Genomic DNA, 16,927 nt, shown 5'->3' with positions numbered 1-16,927 from the left:
GCATGAGGCTCAGACCCGCCGCAGGGACAGGGCGGCGATCACCGACGCCGCCAGCAGCGTGACGGCCACCGGGGTCGCCGAGCCGTCGTGCCAGGTGGCGACCGCCAGGGTGAACAGGGCGCCGAGCGCCATCTGCATGAAGCCGTAGAGGCTCGAGGCGGAGCCGGCGGCATGGGGATCGACGTTCATCAGGCCCGCTACCGCATTCGGCCCGAGGAGCCCGATGCCGACGGCGTAGAGCACGAGCGGCGCCAGCAGCGTCGCGACGGTGAGCGACCCGCTGCGGTCGATCGCCAGCAGCGCCAGGGCGGCGGCGAGGCACAGGCCGTTGCCGGCCTTCGCCGCGCGTCGGATCGGCACCCGGCCGGCGAGGCGCCCGGCGAGCGCGGAGCCCACCACCATCCCGGCCACCACGATCAGGCAGTCGAGCCCGACCTCCTGCGACGAGCGGCCGAGCCGATCGACGAGGAGGAACGGCGCCACCGCCAGGAAGGCGTAGAGGCTGGTGCCGGCGCAGGCCCCGGCGGTCATGTAGGCCCGGTAGGCGGGGTTGCGCAGGAGCCGCAGATAGGCCCCCGCCACCGCGCCGATCCCGGGAAGCGCCACTGGTCGCCGGTTGGTTTCCGGCAGGGTCAGCACCACCAGGGCGCCGAGGCCCGCCACCAGGGCGGCGAGCACCACGAACACCGCCCGCCAGCCGAAGGCGCCGTTCACGAGGCCGCCGATCGCCGGCGCGAGCGCCGGGGTCAGGGTCATCGCCATGGTGAGGATCGCGATCTTGCGGGCGGCGTCGGTCGCGGTCGAGACGTCGCGCACCATCGCCCGGCCGAGGACGAGGGAGCCGCAGGCCCCGAGCGATTGCAGCACCCGGGCGACGATCAGCACCTCGATCGATGTGGCGGGGATCGCGAGCAGCAGGCCCGCGAGGTAGAGCGACAGGCCGGCGATCAGCACCGGGCGCCGGCCGAACCGGTCCGAGAGCGGTCCGTAGACCAGTTGCCCGCAGGCGAGGCCGACGAGGTAAAGGGTGATCGTCAGTTGCGCGGCGACCGGCGTGGTGCCGAGATCGGCCGCCGCCGCGGCGAGCGCCGGCACGAAGATGTGCAGCGCCACCGTCCCGGTCATCGTCACCGCGACGAGGAGCGGCAGCGACGCCTGGGCGGACAGCTCTCGTGACATCTTCATCGGTGCTTCCGTCCGCTCACGGTCCTTGGAGGGCTGAGGAGGGCGCCCCGGAGCGGGGCCCGACCTGTGTAAGGCGGGCCGCTCGCGGGAGACATGCCGGGCGGGAATGGCTGGGCCTTGCTGCCGGCGCCGCTCGGCCGGCCCCCGGAAACAGGCGTTCACCGGAGTGGGTAACCTTATCGTTCTTGTTTGTCTGCGAACGAATAGGACAATAATCTGTGTCTCGACGGAGCGGGCGCGAGCCCCGGGGGCGTACCCCGCGCGACGCGGCTCGAAGGACGGGAGGGACGGATGTCCGATGGTGTGTTCGATCCCGGCAAACGGCTGCGATCCTCCCACGGCGACGGGACCGTGCCCGGGGGGAGCCTGTCGGCGCGCCGCCTGCGCGAGATCGAGACCCTGCTCGGTGTGGTGATCGACCCGGCCGCCGGGTCCGGCGGCCTGCAGGAGCCCGTGCCGCCCGGCATCGTGCAGGCAAGCATCGTGCAGGCAGGCTTGGAGATCGAGGCCCAGGCGCTCGAGCTGCTGCGGGCCTTCAGCCGGATCACCGATCCCGAAACCCGTCGCGAGGCGCTGCGGCTGGTCCAGGCGGCGGCGCGCGGCGACCGGGGCTGAGCGCGGCCGCGCCGGCATGCGACATCGGCGCCGCTGTCCCGGTGGCGAACCGGTGCCGCCGGCGGGAGGTTTCCTGCTGCCGCCCGCCACGAGGCGGTCGTTGCAGCAGGAGGACACCACCATGCGGGCCATGCTGATCGGGGCATCGTTCCTGATCCCGCTCCTCGCCACCGCCGCCGCCGCGACGCCGTGCGCGGAGCAGATCGCCACGATCGAGCGCCGGCTCGAGAGCCCGGGCGCCGCCGCGGTCACCGGCAGCACGCCGACGACGCAGGGCTCGCCCAAGGCGCTGCCGGCTCCGCCCGCCGGCGAGCCGAGCGATCCCGCCACGGCGCCGAATGCCGGCCGGATCGCCGAGGCGCGTGACCTCATCGCCAAGGCCCGCGAGCAGGACCGCGCCGGCGACGAGCGCGCCTGCGAGGACACCATGACCCGCGCCAAGGAGCGGATCGGCGCCCTGCCCTGACCGTCCGGAGCACCGAGGGGCTGCGCCCGATCATACGAGGTCCGATCGATCGCCGGGCGACGGCCGCGCGATCGCTTTCGCGATGCGGACATCGCCGCCGCTCAGGCGTGCGGGGCAACGCTCCGCCGTCGCTGGCTGGCGATGCAAGCTCCGGGAGCGATCGTCCGGAGGCCGGTCACAGGGTCTCGCGAAGCCGGTGCATCGTGCGCACCCAGTCGCGCGGGCCGACGCCCGGCGTCGCGCCGACCGGGTGCAGGCCCCCGTGGGCGAGGCGGCGGGCATCCCGCGGGGACATCGCGAACCGGCTCCTGAACGAGCGGCTGAAATGGGTCTCGCTGGAGAAGCCGCTGCGGTAGGCCACCTGCGCGATGCTGCTGCGCTCGGCCTCCGGCCGGCTCAGCGCCGTGAAGGCACGGTCGAGCCGGCGCCCGGCGATGTAGGCCATGACGCCGCCGTCGAAGCCGAACAGCCGGTAGAGGCTCGCCCGCGACACCCGGCAGGCCGCCGCGATGGCGGCGGGGCTGAGCGTCGGATCGTCGAGGTGCTGGTCGATGTAGGCGCAGATCCGCTCGTGGACGCTGGCGCCGGCGGATGCGCGCACCAGGGGATCGGCCTCCCGCAGATCGCTGCCCGAGAGCATCAGGCACAGGGCTTCCAGGGCGGTGCTCGCCTCGACCGGCGACAGCGAGGGGGCGTGCTCGGCGAGGCTGCGCAGATGGCCGCCGATCACCGCCGCCAGCGCGCTGCCCCGCCCGATCGCCCGCCCGTGCAGGTCGTGCGATCCGGCCAGCGCCAGCCGGTCCCGCGGCAGGACCAGGGTCAAGTTGGAGAAATCCGTCGCCCGCGTGCGGAGGGTGCGGTTCAGGTCGAGGATGTTGATGTCGCCCGCCTCGACCGTGACGCTCCGGTCGCCGCACAGGCCCGTGAATCCCCCGCTGACGTAATGCTGGATCACGACGTGGTCCCAGCCCGAGCTGCGGACGTCGCTCAGGCTGCGCTCGAAAGACTGGGCCTGCGAGGAGCAAGTCGTCAAAAGGGCATCGGAGACGGGTACCGCCCGTACCTCGGCCTGGAACCCCGCCGCGGAGCGCTCCTCGAGGCTGACCCGGAACAACGGCTGCACCAGATCGTGCCAGAGGGCGAAGCGCTGTTCGGCCGCGAGGCGCTCGAGCCTGAAATCGGTCGTGTCCTGGTTCGACATCGCGACAGTGTCCGCCTCACCCTTCGCGACCGCCTCGTGCACCGGGACGGACCGGCACGGGGACGGGCGACCGCGGGGTCACCGATCTGGTACGCGCGATGCGAGATCGCCGTCCTGGCGTCAATCCGCGATGAAAGACCATGAGCGTCTTTTCCGCTCACGGCCGGGCCGGTCGTTCGAGCGACGATCGATTGCGGGGCGGGCCGGCGGAGGTCGGGATTGTCCGCTTCGGCGAAGAACGGCGCGCAGCTAGACACGATGAGACGCCCGAACAGGGATACGAGACGCTGAGCCTCATCCCGTCGCACCATCGCGTGCCAAGTATGCTACGACACGATAGAGTTTCTGTTCGGCAGCGCGTCGTATCATCATGGTCGGGTCAGGTTTCGACATCATTCCCGCGAAGGACCTGCCCGGGGGCGCCGGGCGCCTCGCCTCCGTCGTGTTGAGCCTCGCGCTCGTCCTCGCCATCACCCTGGTGGTCGCGGCGCCGTTGCTTATCGCATCCTGAGCCCGTCGGGCCTCACGCGGGGGGGCGCGTCGCGATCCAGACCACGTGCGGGGTGCGTCCGCGGCGTTCGGCGCGGATGCGGTGCTCCGTCACCGAAAGGCCGGTGCGCCGCAGCCGGGCCTTGAACTTCCGGTCCGGACAGCCGGACCAGACGCCGAGCACGCCGCCCGGCCGCAGGCTCCAGCGGGCCCGCTTCAGGCCCCAGGAATCGTAGAGCCGGTCGTTGCCCCGGCTGACCAGGCCGCGCGGGCCGTTATCGACGTCGAGCAGGATCGCGTCCCAGGCTTCCGGCCCGGACTGGATCACCCGGTTGACGTCGCCCTCGCGGATCTCGACCCGCGGGTCGTCGAGGCAGCCGCCGAAGACATGGGCGAGCGGGCCGCGGGCCCAGGCCACCACCGCCGGCACGAGCTCGGCCACCACGATCCGGGCCTGCGGTCCGAGCGCCCCGAGGGCCGCCCGCAGGGTGAAGCCCATGCCGAGCCCGCCGATCAGCACGCGCGGGCTTTCCTGGTCGCGCAGAGCCGCACAGGCGAGCGCTGCGAGCTCCCGCTCCGAGCCGCTGCGATGGCTGCCCATGAGCTCCATCCCGTCGACCGCGATCAGGAACTCGTCGCCGCGCCGCACCAAGCGCAGGCAGCCGTCCCGGCCGGGGATCGGGCCGGTCTCGAGTTCGGTCCAGGAGGCCAGCCGCGCCGCCTCGGACGCGCCGGGTGCGAGGGAACGCCGCATCGGTTGATCGCTCTGCCGGGGGAGGGACGGACACAGCCTCGCGCGTGAGCCGCGAGGCACCTGATCCGTTCGCTTGTCGGGGGAGGAGAGTGGTGCCGCAAGAGGGATTCGAACCCCCGACCCCCTCATTACGAAGCAGGGGTTCATAGGGAGCATAACGGATCGGGAAGCTGCACAAGGTATTGCATCTCAGGGCCTTAGCTCGATACCTTCTGATTTATGTGATCCCGGGAGATCGCTGGGAAGCAGGACCGTGCTTCCCATCAGCTTCCCAGCCGAGAGCCCTTATGCGCTTCACCCGACCGAATGTCGCCCGCCTTTCACTGCCCGAGGGCAAGAGCGAAATCATCGAATTTGACGAAGCCATGCCGGGTTTCGGAATTCGCATCCGTCAGGGCGGAAAGAGGACGTGGATTGCGCAGTACCGGATTGGAGCGAAGCAGCGGCGCATTACGCTCGGGACCGTGGAAACCGTGGACCTTGACGAAGCCCGTAAGCGCGCCCGGGAAGCGCTCTCCAAGGTGCATCTCGGGCAGGACCCGCAGGCCGAAAAATCGGAAGCCCGAGCACGCGCCGCCGTCACGATGGGCACCGTCGCGACACGCTACCTTGCGCAGGCCAAATCCAGGTTGCGCGAAAAAACTTATGAGGAAGCCGAGCGCCATTTGAACCGGCATTGGGCCGATTTGCGAGAATTGCCAATTCACAAAATCGCTCGGGCCAACGTGGCAGCATGCATGAATGACATCGCCGCGAAACACGGGCCCTACTCCGCAAACCGTGCCCGCGCATCGTTGTCCGCCATGTTTACGTGGGCGATGCGTCAGGGCGATGTGGACGTAAACCCGGTCACGGCAACGGGCAAGGCGATTGAGGAGGTAAGCCGCAAGCGCGTGCTCTCGGACGAGGAAATTGCAGCCGTGTGGGCATCGTGCCGAGACGACGATCATGGGCGCATTGTCCGCCTTCTCCTGCTTACCGGGCAGCGTCGGGAGGAAGTCGGCGCCATGCGCTGGTCCGAAATCAACCGAGCCAAGGCGATGTGGAGTTTGCCACCCGAGCGCACGAAAAACGGTCTACCCCACGACGTACCGCTGTCTCGGTCGGCACTCTCAATCATCGAAGGCACGGCCGAGCGGTCGGGGCGGGATCACATATTCGGCGACGGGGAGGGCGGATTTCAGGGATGGTCGAAATCCAAAGCATCTCTCGATAAGCGGATTTCCTCCGTCCAGGGAAAACACCCAGAGAAAAAGAGTGCAGCGGTTTCTCCGTGGCGCCTTCACGACCTGAGGCGCACGATGGTGACGCACATGAACGAGCATCTTGGAGTTATGCCGCATGTGGTCGAAGCCGTCGTAAATCACGTCACCGGGCCGGCTAAAATGGGTGTGGCAGGTGTTTACAATCGCGCGTCGTATGCCACCGAAAAGCGGCAAGCGTTGGTGCGCTGGTCCGAGCATATTGTGGGCCTTGTTTCGAAATGAGTAACAGCGGAAGCGTCGAATGCCGCCGTCATTGCATTTTCACCAACTCGATTCCGGGGCATTGTGATTTCGCGGCAGTGCCCCGCAAAATTCAACGGCATCTATATCAGGGAAATCGAAGGTCGCAGTACAAGATTTGACAATCTGAAATCAGATTAGCCGTTAGAGAGTTGTATCAAGACAACAGTCTACCGTTGCGATGCCACATGATCCCTGATAGGCCTTCAGCGTCCCGCTTGCACGCGGAAGCTCCGAGGCGTCTACATGGCTCATTCATATCTGGACGATCTGCCGAGAGAGGTGGCCTCTCAAATCGCGATGAACCGCATCGTCGGGGCGGCCGAAGCAGCATCGTTCTGCAATTATTCCCTTCCCCATTGGCGTCGGCTGTACCGAGCTAAAAGAGTGCCTGCGCCTGTCAAATTAAATGGCAGAAAAGTCGGCTGGAAACTTGGAACGTTGATTGAATTCAATTCTCAGCGCAGCGGGTACTGACGGGCAAGCATCAAGCAATTAGTGCTTATCGGTGTTTGTTATAAAGAAGCGCTTGCAGTCCCCGCTATGCATTGCGGCAGGGGCGAGAGCACGGGGCGCGAGATAGCTGACATCGCGGGCGAGGCGGCTGTCCCGATAGGCCTGTGCAATGCGCTGCCCAAGGTCACCGATCCACCCTCAGGGCTGAAGGGCCCTCGTTGCCTCCCTATAACGCCCCTACGGCGCGGCTCCCGACCACCTGCGCCAGCGTCCCGCGGCAACCCCGGTGCGCTACCGGCGGCTCTCTGCGGCCCGTCTTGGCAGCCAGGGCATCGTTCCGTTCGAAGGTGGATCCCACGGGGCACGGATTTCGCCCCTGGACGCCCTCAGCTGCCTGGACAGCGTAAAGGGCGACGAAGACCCCGCCTGAGGCGGGAGGTTCACATAACGAGCCGCCACGACGTTGCGACCGTCGCGACGGCTCTAACCGCAACCTTGGGAAAGCAAGGAAGGGCTACGCTTATGAAAGCGTCGGTTTCGCATGCGCGCAACAACGATTCATCGTGCGCCGAGGATAAAGCCAAATCACAATTAACAGGGCCACGGTGCCGGTCTATCCGAAACTCGCCCATCAGCGGGGCGCGACAGCCCTGTTCCGCAGGAGGTGGCCCGGGAGCCCGGAAAAGGGCACGGGCCGCGACTGCGGACGTGGCGGTGGGCGTGGGGAAGCCTCGGGAGGTGCTGGACGCCGAGATGATCGCCCGCGCGCTTGCAAGGATCGCCGCCAAGGGAATCCGAACGGCAACCGTGCGGGAAATCGGCGGCGTGCCTGTCGTGATGACGACAGAGCTTCCCGAGGGCGTAACCGCGATGATGGCGGTGGACCGGATAACGGCTTACCGGGCCGGCGAACCCGTCGCGTGGCTGCCAATTCCCTTGCCGCCTCGCGCGTAGCGCATCACTCGATCAAGCAATTTGTCGGGGCGCCCACGGGCGCCCTTTGCATTTATCCAATTACGAAAGTCGCGAAATCAAAATTCCCCATTTATCCGCAGACGATACGCATCCTAATTTAAATTGCCATTAGCAGTTGATACCACTGTGGAAGATGTAGACTCCGGGTCAAGGCTGATTTACTATTGGGTGCTTGCAGGGTATTCCCGTAACAAATTGTTATGGACGGGCCCGCGGCGTTCCGAGGCGCTTATGGCTGTTGCGAGCGCCAAGCACCTCGGCGCGATGCTCATTCCGCGCGCAAGCTTCCCCTCTCCACGTCTAAACGAGAAACAAGGAATAACGAAGATGTATGAGCAAGGAAAATATATTTATAATTTACAAGACGATATTCGCGAAGCCATCATAAAAATTGAAAAATACAATTCTAAATATGCAAGTTATAATATTGGAGTTGCTGGATATAATGCAGCATTGCGTAGTTTTGAAGAAGCTAAAGCGGCAAGAGATCGCAGATTGGGTAAAAACCAAGATGCAAATCTAAACTGGTTCGAAGAATTGCCAGACGCTCAGGTTTTATTGTTTGCCATATGTCCTGATTTGGACCCATTTATCGACCTAGTTATTGCTTCAAGCGGAAGAATGCAGCGACTACCCGGCGTGAAAACAAGCGATATTGAACAGCGTAAGGGTCGATTGCTCGCTGTCCTGAAGGCCAAGCTGATCCCGGGCGATGCCTGAAAATGAAACGGGGGCACACCCGCCAGGATAGCGCCCCCGTCTCTAACTCTAAGCGAGATGAAAATAATGAAAGCCGATACAAAGTCAACGCCGAATTTCGGCGAGGCGTCCAAACGATTTCGCGACGCCGGCATGGATGCCCGTTGGCTCCTCCCGATCGCGCCTGTTGATGCGATGATTTCCGCGAACGGGTTGCTTGAGGAAAAGTCCCTAGGCAAGGCACCGGGGCGCTACAATCCAAAAACCCGGGATTGGACCGGGCTCGGCGGCACGGTCACCCGTGACGGTCTGTCGTCGGGGGACATCAAAGCGGCAGCGTCATGGCCTACGCCGAATGTGGGGATTTGCGGCGCGTACCTGCCCGGCATCGATTCCGACGCCATGTCGCCCGAGGCGCGGCGGCTGGTGGACCGTGCCCTTATTCGGGCGTTCGGGGACGATGCTCAATATGCGGTGCGCCGTCGTGGTGATAACGACCGGGCGCTTTACGCATTCCAGGGCCCACCGGCGGACCAGCCGGAGAACGCGGTAAAAACGCGGTTCATCAAATACCGCCTCGCCGGGGACGACCCGAGCGCGAAGCCTCACGGGCTCGATATTATCGGCTTTGGCAATCAATACGTCGCCGCCGGCATCCACCCGGACGGCGATTTGTACGATTGGGAGGCCGATTGGCACGTCGCCACCCTGTTGGAGCGCGGCACGCTCGAACCGCTCGATAACAAGGGCGTCGGCGCCTTCCTGGAAGTCTTCACCGAGGAGCTTAAGGCCGCCGGGGGCGAAATCCTCCACGCCTCGAAAGCGGGCGGCGGGGACGTTGCCGAACAGGACTATTCCGACCTGGACCCGGTTATGCCGGTGGACGCTATCCTGGAGGGCCTGGACCGGATGCCGAACAGCGACCGGAACCGCTTCCCGTTCCGTGACGACTTCGTGCAGGCCGTGGCCGCCATCCGGGCTGCGCTCGGGTCTGAGGCCGAGGCCCACGAAGACGATATCCGCGAGTGGGCGTGCCAGGACGAAGACTGGTGCTCGCCCGAGTATTTCGACAAGGTTTGGAATTCGCTGTCCCGCGGCCAGCGCGTCGGCCGGCATTCGCTGGACGCGATGTTTCGGCGTAACAAGATTTACGTTTCCGCGAAATATGAATTCCCTGACGACGTGGAGGCGGCGCGCGAGCAAATCCGCGTAGTCAAGTCCGCGCGCAAGAGCGACAAGGAACGCCTACTGGACGAAGTAGCAGAACAATATTTTTTCGGTCACGTAAACACGCTAGAGGATAATAGCGAAGTGCAAATGCGCCTCGCATCGAACGTCGGGCGCCAATGGGCTGCGCTTAAGTGGTGGCAATTCAAATCACAGGATGCCAAGGGCAAGCCCCTGGTGCTCCGGCTACATGAGAAATATCCCTCGAACGAAGCTGGATTTTGGGATTTCATCCGCGATCTAGGCACGGTCCACCCGGACATTTGGTTCAGCGGCGAGACGCGGCACCCGGGGGCCGAGCGCGGAAAAATTGTGGTGGAGGAAAACCTGGACGGGTCCGTCACTCAATACATCAATATGCGGTATCTCTCGCCGGTGATCCGCTACGCCAAAAAAGAGCCGGAGAATAAATGGCAGGCCCGCGAGGACGTGAAGCACCTTCTTGATTTTATGGGGCGACTTTTCCCGGAAAAGCGTCTCATTGATTACGAACTGGACACGCTCGCATACATGGTAAAGACCGGAGAGCGGCCGGGCCACCTCCTGTTCATGGTCGGCTTCCCGGGCGTGGGCAAGTCGATTTACACCCACATGTTGATTTCTATGTTTGACGGCATCGGGAAAGGCATGGGTGGGCAAATCGACGGCACGAAGCTGGTCAACGAGAACAGCCGCCGTTTCGCCCTGGCGCGGGTGGAAGGGTGCCGGATCATCTCCGTCAAAGAGCTTCCGGACGGCAAGGCAAGCACCCCGGCAAACATGGCCGCCGTCACGGCCACCCTCAAGCAAATCGTGGACCCGGGTCCGGACGCCGATTATTTTCAAATTGAGAAAAAGGGCGTCGATAGCCTCACGGTGCGCAACTTTGCCCGGGTTGTACTCACCTCGAATTACGAAAATTCAATCCATATCGAGGAACACGACCGGCGCATTTTCTATAATCAATGCGGCATCACCCTGGAAAATAAGCCGGCGCCAGAGTATTACACCCGCCTAACGACCATCACGAAAAACCCCGAGCGGCTAGCTGCGTTCTGGCGCTACCTGCGCGATCGGGATACCAGCCACTATAACGTGGCGCTCCCGCCGCCGGTCACGGTGGAAAAGAAAGCTGCGCAGATTACTGGCGTAACAAACCCGGTTGAGCGCCACATGGCAGCGGCCTTTATGGCATTTCAGCGCGCGGGGCGCTCGATTTTCACCATCGGAGAAGTCGCAGAGGTAATGACTGCGATGTCATATAACGAATATGTCAACACGCACGGCGTAGTGGACGATCGCAGGAATTATGATCTCAGAGCCCCCAAAGGGCCGGAGCAAGCCGCACTCAAGCAATTAGCAAGGGATGCGATTGCCCAAAAAGAAATTAGATCGGATAGTGTCCGGCACTCAAGAATTTACGTGCTCAAAAAGGCGGAAGCTCTCATTGCTCGATTAGCAAGCGCCCGCTCGGCGGAATTAATTGAGGCGTTGGAGCGCGACCGCAAACAGCACCCCTTGTCCTCGGAACACGATATTGAAGCCTTTTCCGGTTCGCCGCGGCCAAAAGGGGACAACTAGCGGTAACGGCTGAGTGGTCCCGCGCCGGGCCTGTTGGGCTCGGCGCGGCCCTCACCACTGCGGGAGGTGTCCGCTCGCCCCGCGAGGCCACCGGCGCCGCTTCGGCAGGCTCCTGCGCCCCACCCCATCACCCGGTCGCGCCCCTAAGGCAGGCGCCCACTATCACGAGTTCAATCCCGGCTCCGGCCCTAACCAGCGCTGCGGCCAGGAAGCCGGCTGCGCCTGCCCGCTCTACCGACACCCGTGCAAGAGCTAATTAAGCGCCTCCCCGTGCGTTGTCCGGCTGTCATCGCGCAAATAATTCCGATCCGGGTGCATGGGCTGGATAGGCGCAATAATTATGAGGCGGTCAGGATAATTACGGCAGGCAAGAGATATGGCATTTGCTATAATGGCGGTGCGTAAGGGATCGGGACAAGGGTCTGACTAGGGTAGTGACATGGTTCGGGACATGGTTCGGGACATAGGTATTTTCTATTAAGGCGTTGATATATATGATAATTTGAAGATGCGCAGCATGATACGTGCAAAACTACGCGTGCGAAGGCAACGGTGCGCTGTATGCCTGTCGGCGCTGGCGCCCTGAAGTTGGGACCCATGTCATCCATGTCATCCCATGTCCCGGACGGCCCACCCATGTTCCGGACGGTCCCCGGTGCCGCGGACCCCGTGCTCTGCCCAGGGCCGAATTAACTTAGTGCTTTGGCCGGCGCGCTAGTCGGCCCGAGTGCCCGTTTCACATTGTTAATTCTCCCGCCGTGGTCGGCCTCACCCGCGCTGCCGCCATCCCCGGGTTCGAGTGGTCCGCCCGTGCCGATCGCCCTCGGGGCGGCCAGGGCGGCCCGCCAGCGCCCGGCCCAGTGCTTCAGGCATTCTTTTCCCGGGGTGGCTCTGGCAGCCGGCCCCGTGCGCCTCCTGCACGGCCGGGGGCCCGTCCCTGCTAATCGCCTACAGGGACGCCAAGGCGTCGGCCGCTGGCAATCCCGGGGCTAGGTGACCGAAGGGGCTCCGGCAGCCTGTAGCCGCCGCTCCCCGTGCTCCCCGCGGCGCCGGCCGATCCCTTGCCGTGCCTCAAGGCATCGGGCTCACCTCAGTCCAACCGCCGCCCCCGCGCCGCCGGCCGCACGCTGGTCAACGCTCGCCCGGGCCGGCGCTTGCGGCTACCGGCCGAGCCTGTTACAAAACTGTCAACGAACGTTGGCTAGTTCGTAACAGGCGTGACTGTCCATGGCCGAAGGCAAGTTCATCTCCTACCTGCGCGTCTCAACGGCGAAACAGGGCGCGTCCGGCCTCGGGCTTGAGGCGCAGCGCAAGGCGGTGACGGATTATCTCAACGGCGGCCGGTGGAGCCTCATTCAAGAGGTGGTCGAGGTGGAGAGCGGCAAGCGGTCGGATCGGCCGAAGCTGGCCGAAGCTTTACGCCTCTGCCGCCTCCACGGCGCCACGCTGGTCATTGCGAAGCTGGATCGGTTGTCTCGCGACGCGGCCTTTTTGCTCAACCTTCAGGCGGCAGGCGTGCGCTTCGTCGCCGCCGATATGCCCGAGGCAAATGAATTGGTGGTGGGCATCATGGCCGTAGTCGCTCAAGCCGAACGGAAAATGATTTCCACTCGCACCAAGGCAGCCCTGGCCGCGGCAAAGGCACGGGGTGCCAGTCTCGGGGGTGATCGCGGCGTCACCCCGTCTGCCGAGGCTCAAGCCAAAGGCGGAGCCGCCATGAAGGCGAAGGCGGATAGCCGTGCGTTCGACCTGATGGAGATTATCGAGGAGATTCGGTCCAGCGGCGCCACCAGTCTGCGGGAAATCGCAGGTGCCTTGAATGCCCGGGACATTCCTACTGCCCGGGGCGGCACGTGGTCCGCGGTCCAGGTGTCTCGGGTTCTCGCCCGATCCACGTGGTAGCCCCGGCCGAGCCCGGAACCATCGGCGGCGCGGGCTGGGGCGGCCACGTAGCCGCAGGGTGGGGGCCTTTCGAGAAAAAGCCCCCCGCCCCCGGGTTGAGGCTCAAGGCCCATCTCTAAAACGGTGGTCGCGCGACAAGCCCCCTCCAATTTAAAAGGGGAACAGCCTCATTCCCGCGTACGGGCGATTTTGCGATAGACCCCCACCCCGGGGGTGTTTTTGGCAAAAGGCCATGCACCGAAAAATTCACGAAGGGGCGTAAACCATTAACGGCGCAACGTGGGGCAAATAGCCAGGGTATCCGAAAAAGACCCGTCGCCCTCGGTGTGGTCATGCCGATGAGAATCCAGCGATAATCCAGCCAATCGCGCGACAAAGGGCGTAGACGGCGAATCCCATGATTGATGCAAGCATGACAATATACAGCCCAACAGCTTGAATTAAATTCACATCATATATGGCATAACCGCAGAAAATAAAAATCCAAATCAATGAAGATATCGTCATTCCTATCCGGTGTGCGATAACGTGCGCACGCATCTGAGAATCCTGATTATCTGTGTGAATTCAGATGATTCGCGTTAGATTTCAGCATTCTCTAACGCGACTGAATGTGAGGAGCAAACTTTAGACCCAAGATGGCTTTTTAAGCCCCATAAGGGGGACGGTTGGCATCAGGCATTCGCTATTATCTGCCCCACCGATGCGAGTAAAGATTTCTTCCAATTCGGCATCGGAGCGCTCACCTGCTTGGACAACCTCCCCGGACCATCCGCAATTATCGCAGACCGGCCGCTCCCAAACAATTTCGGGGCTTTCCTTCTCCATTCCTTCTTCGGGAAAAAGGCTTGATGATCCACATTCCGGGCACGTCTCGGGCACCGCGCGGCAATGGCGGATCACAAGCGACATCGCCAAACCTAAAACGTGCTCTGTCGTGCACTGAGCGGCTTCAGCATCGTGCCATGTCGCAGAACGGGCGTGAGTGAGCCAGTTGGTAAACACCCATGCTTCGCTGAGTAGGGATTTCAAGAGACGCCGACGCTCTTTTTGTTCCGACCCCGCAAGAGCCGTGTTGCAAATTATTTCGATCCATGCCCGGAAATCGGCACGCTTGGGCTTTTCATCTGCCGGCCATTCCGCTGCGTCTTGCGCAGCCGCAACGAACGCGAGCAAGGCTTCTCGGCTTCGCACTCCAATCGCCTGATAGTCGCCGACGTTTCGGGTTTGTGTGAGGGCGTCAGAAACCTCCCGCATCATCTCGAAAACAGCAGCGAAGGGCTTTAGGCGTCTGACCGGCGCGTTATGGCGTTCGCCGCGTGGGATTCGCAAACACAATCCCATGTGGAACGTGACAGCCAAGTCCATATTCGGAAACTGGTCCTGCGAATATAAATTCGTTGGATTGGTGATTACCCACCAGCGTCCATCTGTTGCATGCACGTCCCATACGTCGTGCTGGTGGCCCATTATGGCTTCGGAGTAGACTTTTTGCAGGAAATTGACGGTCGCACCGGGAGATTGCGATAGGTAATACGCTGCAACATCCATACGTTCTTTTTCGGTCGCAGGCAGCATGCGAGACCTCCGGCGCTACCGCTTAAAGCGCCACTTTTTCTAAACCCGAAAATTTCGGCGGCGTGTCGATTATGCATGCCGAGAAGCACGGCCGACAAGAGAGGGGAGTAGGCAATTAGCGAAGCGGCAGCGTCGGGCCACGGTAGGATTGGGCTGCCATCGCTGGCCTACCAGGAATGGCCAGCCGATCCGAATGCGCCACAAAGCGCTTCCCATACGCTTCCCAAGCCGATTTTCTGGGAAGCAGACAACGGCTGATTTCCATCTAAGCCGTTGGAAAATAATGGTGCCGCAAGAGGGATTCGAACCCCCGACCCCCTCATTACGAATGAGGTGCTCTACCAGCTGAGCTATTGCGGCGCCGACCGGACCGGGTGAACCGGGTGCCGATGGGCGTCCTATTACCTGTGGCGTTCCGGGTTGGCAAGGGTTCTTAGGCAAAGGTTCCAGGCAAGGGTCCTCGAGCAAAGGTTCTCAGGGCGGGGAGGTTCTCGAGGAAGGGGAGTCACCGGACGCGTCGTGCCGGACTCCCGCGTGGCCCGGGCTCATCGCCCGGACCGCAACGCAGACCAGCGATGCAGCCCGGGGAGCCCGGATCGGCAACCTTTGACGGTTCTTGGCGCTTGACGCGACGGCGTCGAATTCCGACCATGATGAGCCGGAAAACCTCAATCTCCCCAATGCCCCTGATCGCCCGCCTTCGCGCCTATGCCGCCGAGATGTTCGGCGCGCCCGCCTCGCCGCCCGATGCCGGGGACGAGGCGCATCTCGCCGCCGCGGCCCTGCTCGTCCACGTCGCGCGGGTCGACGGCACCCTCGCGGCGGTCGAGCGCGACCGCCTCGCCCGCCTGCTGACCCACCGCTTCGCCCCCAGCGAGGCGGCGGCACGGGCGTTGATCGAGCGCGCCATCGGCTTCGACGACCAGACCCGCGACGTGGCCGAACTCGTCGAGATGATCGGCCGCGACGTGCCGGAGGAGGAGCGGCGCGGGCTGCTCGGCCTCGCCTGGGCGGTGGCGGCCGCCGACGGGCAGGTGCACGAATTCGAGGACGACCTCGTCTGGCGCCTCGGGCAGCTCCTCGGCTTCGACGACGCCGCCATCACCGCCACGAGGGCGGTCGCCCTGGCGGGGCTGCCGGCCCAGCAGGTACCGGCCCGGTGATCATACGATGAGCCCCTCCACGATGAGCCCCGCCGGGACGCCCGGGCCCGACCGCCGGCCCGTGCTGCTGATCCTGCACCAGGAGCAATCGACCCCCGGGCGCCTCGGCCGGCTGTTCCTGGAGCGTGGCTATGCCCTCGACATCCGGCGCCCGCGCTTCGGCGACCCGCTGCCGGAGACGATGCGCGACCATGCCGGCGCGGTGATCTTCGGCGGCCCGATGAGCGCCAATGACGGCGACGCCTTCGTGCGCCAGGAGATCGACTGGATCCGCGTGCCCCTGCGCGAGGAACGGCCGTTCCTCGGCCTGTGCCTCGGCGCGCAGATGCTGGCGAAATGCCTCGGCGCGACGGTCTGCGCCCATCCGGAGGGCCGGGCCGAGATCGGCTATTACCCGCTCCTGCCGACCGAGGAGGGCCGGGACTTCGCCGGCGAGATCGGCCAGCCCTGGCCGTCGCACGTCTATCACTGGCACCGCGAGGGCTTCACCTGCCCGGCCGGGGCCGAGACGCTCGCCACCGGCGACGACTTCCCGACCCAGGCGATCCGGGTCGGGCCGGCGGCCTTCGGCTTCCAGTTCCATCCCGAGGTCACCCACGCCATGATCTGCCGCTGGACCGTGCGGGCCGCCGAGCGGCTGCGCCTGCCCGGCGCGCAGGACCGGGCGCGCCAGATCGAGGGTCGCTTCATGCATGACGGCCACGTCGCGCGCTGGCTCGACGCCTTCCTCGACCACTGGCTGGCGGGAGTCGGGACGGAGACCCTCGCGGCGTCATGATCCTCAGCCTGACCCTGCTGCTGCTGTGCCAGCTCGCCGGCGAGATCGTCGCCCGCGCCTTCGTGCTGCCCGTGCCGGGTCCGGTCGTCGGCATGGCGCTGCTCCTCGGGCTCCTGGTCTTTCGCGACCGGCGTCCCGGCGGGCTGCCGGCCCCGCTCACCGACGGCACCCTGGAGCGCACCGGCAAGGGGCTGCTCGCCCACCTGTCGCTGCTGTTCGTGCCGGCCGGCGCCGGCGTGATCGGCCGGCTCGACGTGCTGGCGGCCCACGGCCTCGCGCTGGCGGCGGCCCTGGTGGTCTCGACGGCGCTCGCGCTGGTGGCCACCGTCTATACCTTCATCGCCGTCGCCCGATGGGTCGGACGATGAGGGCCG

General features: G+C 64.4%; 17 protein-coding genes and 1 tRNA gene. 12 read left to right on the top strand and 6 right to left on the bottom strand.

Translation table 11 applies throughout. The features are described from left to right. Nucleotides 1-9: 9 nt before the first annotated feature. Nucleotides 10-1,185, bottom strand: a complete 1,176-nt coding sequence (locus tag G4G93_RS20355) for a multidrug effflux MFS transporter (RefSeq protein ID WP_395409815.1) — start codon at nucleotides 1,183-1,185, stop codon at nucleotides 10-12. 291 nt (nucleotides 1,186-1,476) lie between these two features. Here G4G93_RS20355 and G4G93_RS20350 point away from each other — a divergent pair, with 291 nt between their 5' ends. Both G4G93_RS20350 and G4G93_RS20345 read left to right on the top strand, forming a co-directional pair. Then, nucleotides 1,477-1,800: a hypothetical protein gene (locus tag G4G93_RS20350; RefSeq protein ID WP_165086693.1), complete on the top strand. Its 324-nt coding sequence runs from the start codon at nucleotides 1,477-1,479 to the stop codon at nucleotides 1,798-1,800. 130 nt (nucleotides 1,801-1,930) lie between these two features. After that, on the top strand, nucleotides 1,931-2,266 hold the full coding sequence (locus G4G93_RS20345) for a hypothetical protein (protein WP_395413576.1): 336 nt from the start codon (nucleotides 1,931-1,933) through the stop codon (nucleotides 2,264-2,266). A gap of 175 nt (nucleotides 2,267-2,441) precedes the next feature. Here G4G93_RS20345 and G4G93_RS20340 read toward each other — a convergent pair whose 3' ends face one another. Continuing rightward, nucleotides 2,442-3,467, bottom strand: a complete 1,026-nt coding sequence (locus G4G93_RS20340) for a helix-turn-helix domain-containing protein (protein ID WP_165086692.1) — start codon at nucleotides 3,465-3,467, stop codon at nucleotides 2,442-2,444. Between the two features lie 370 nt (nucleotides 3,468-3,837). Here G4G93_RS20340 and G4G93_RS20335 point away from each other — a divergent pair, with 370 nt between their 5' ends. Further along, nucleotides 3,838-3,978, top strand: a complete 141-nt coding sequence (locus tag G4G93_RS20335) for a hypothetical protein (protein ID WP_165086690.1) — start codon at nucleotides 3,838-3,840, stop codon at nucleotides 3,976-3,978. 12 nt (nucleotides 3,979-3,990) lie between these two features. Here the strand turns inward: G4G93_RS20335 and G4G93_RS20330 are convergent, their stop codons facing one another. Continuing rightward, nucleotides 3,991-4,668: a spermidine synthase gene (locus G4G93_RS20330; RefSeq protein WP_395413573.1), complete on the bottom strand. Its 678-nt coding sequence runs from the start codon at nucleotides 4,666-4,668 to the stop codon at nucleotides 3,991-3,993. Between the two features lie 329 nt (nucleotides 4,669-4,997). Here G4G93_RS20330 and G4G93_RS20325 point away from each other — a divergent pair, with 329 nt between their 5' ends. The 6 genes from G4G93_RS20325 to G4G93_RS20300 all read left to right on the top strand — a co-directional run bounded on the left by G4G93_RS20325 (nucleotide 4,998) and on the right by G4G93_RS20300 (nucleotide 13,034). Continuing rightward, nucleotides 4,998-6,197: a site-specific integrase gene (locus G4G93_RS20325; RefSeq protein WP_165086687.1), complete on the top strand. Its 1,200-nt coding sequence runs from the start codon at nucleotides 4,998-5,000 to the stop codon at nucleotides 6,195-6,197. A 264-nt stretch (nucleotides 6,198-6,461) separates the two neighbouring features. Further along, nucleotides 6,462-6,692 carry a helix-turn-helix transcriptional regulator gene (locus G4G93_RS20320; RefSeq protein ID WP_165086686.1) on the top strand — a complete coding sequence of 77 codons (231 nt, stop codon included), beginning with the start codon at nucleotides 6,462-6,464 and terminating at the stop codon, nucleotides 6,690-6,692. Between the two features lie 717 nt (nucleotides 6,693-7,409). Then, a complete protein-coding gene (locus G4G93_RS20315) occupies nucleotides 7,410-7,625 on the top strand; it encodes a hypothetical protein (RefSeq protein ID WP_165086685.1) in 216 nt (71 codons plus the stop codon). Between the two features lie 252 nt (nucleotides 7,626-7,877). Then, nucleotides 7,878-8,366, top strand: coding sequence for a hypothetical protein (locus G4G93_RS20310; RefSeq protein WP_165086684.1), 489 nt, complete (start codon nucleotides 7,878-7,880; stop codon nucleotides 8,364-8,366). A gap of 66 nt (nucleotides 8,367-8,432) precedes the next feature. After that, nucleotides 8,433-11,132: a DUF5906 domain-containing protein gene (locus G4G93_RS20305; RefSeq protein WP_165086683.1), complete on the top strand. Its 2,700-nt coding sequence runs from the start codon at nucleotides 8,433-8,435 to the stop codon at nucleotides 11,130-11,132. A 1,227-nt stretch (nucleotides 11,133-12,359) separates the two neighbouring features. Then, nucleotides 12,360-13,034 carry a recombinase family protein gene (locus G4G93_RS20300; protein ID WP_165086682.1) on the top strand — a complete coding sequence of 225 codons (675 nt, stop codon included), beginning with the start codon at nucleotides 12,360-12,362 and terminating at the stop codon, nucleotides 13,032-13,034. Between the two features lie 330 nt (nucleotides 13,035-13,364). Here the strand turns inward: G4G93_RS20300 and G4G93_RS20295 are convergent, their stop codons facing one another. The 3 genes from G4G93_RS20295 to G4G93_RS20285 form a co-directional block, all read right to left on the bottom strand. Then, nucleotides 13,365-13,574, bottom strand: a complete 210-nt coding sequence (locus G4G93_RS20295) for a hypothetical protein (RefSeq protein ID WP_165086681.1) — start codon at nucleotides 13,572-13,574, stop codon at nucleotides 13,365-13,367. An 87-nt stretch (nucleotides 13,575-13,661) separates the two neighbouring features. Continuing rightward, nucleotides 13,662-14,612 (bottom strand): hypothetical protein, encoded by a 951-nt coding sequence (locus G4G93_RS20290; RefSeq protein WP_165086680.1) that lies wholly within the window; start codon nucleotides 14,610-14,612, stop codon nucleotides 13,662-13,664. 284 nt (nucleotides 14,613-14,896) lie between these two features. After that, a tRNA-Thr gene (locus G4G93_RS20285) sits at nucleotides 14,897-14,972 on the bottom strand. Between the two features lie 320 nt (nucleotides 14,973-15,292). Here G4G93_RS20285 and G4G93_RS20280 point away from each other — a divergent pair. Genes G4G93_RS20280 through G4G93_RS20270 form a run of 3 tightly spaced genes read left to right on the top strand, consistent with a single transcriptional unit; the run spans nucleotide 15,293 to nucleotide 16,921 of the window. After that, entirely contained in the window at nucleotides 15,293-15,775 is a 483-nt protein-coding gene (locus tag G4G93_RS20280; RefSeq protein ID WP_165086679.1) for a TerB family tellurite resistance protein, read from the top strand. A gap of 7 nt (nucleotides 15,776-15,782) precedes the next feature. After that, nucleotides 15,783-16,553 carry a glutamine amidotransferase gene (locus G4G93_RS20275; protein ID WP_246736910.1) on the top strand — a complete coding sequence of 257 codons (771 nt, stop codon included), beginning with the start codon at nucleotides 15,783-15,785 and terminating at the stop codon, nucleotides 16,551-16,553. Next, nucleotides 16,550-16,921 carry a CidA/LrgA family protein gene (locus tag G4G93_RS20270; protein ID WP_165086678.1) on the top strand — a complete coding sequence of 124 codons (372 nt, stop codon included), beginning with the start codon at nucleotides 16,550-16,552 and terminating at the stop codon, nucleotides 16,919-16,921. Before G4G93_RS20275 ends, G4G93_RS20270 begins: the two co-directional genes overlap by 4 nt. The last annotated feature ends 6 nt before the right edge of the window (nucleotides 16,922-16,927 follow it).

Origin of the sequence: Methylobacterium sp. DB0501 (assembly GCF_011043735.1) — a bacterium.
In the GTDB taxonomy this organism is placed as follows: Bacteria; Pseudomonadota; Alphaproteobacteria; order Rhizobiales; family Beijerinckiaceae; genus Methylobacterium; species Methylobacterium alsaeris.
This window is presented reverse-complemented; position numbering and strand designations above follow the sequence as displayed.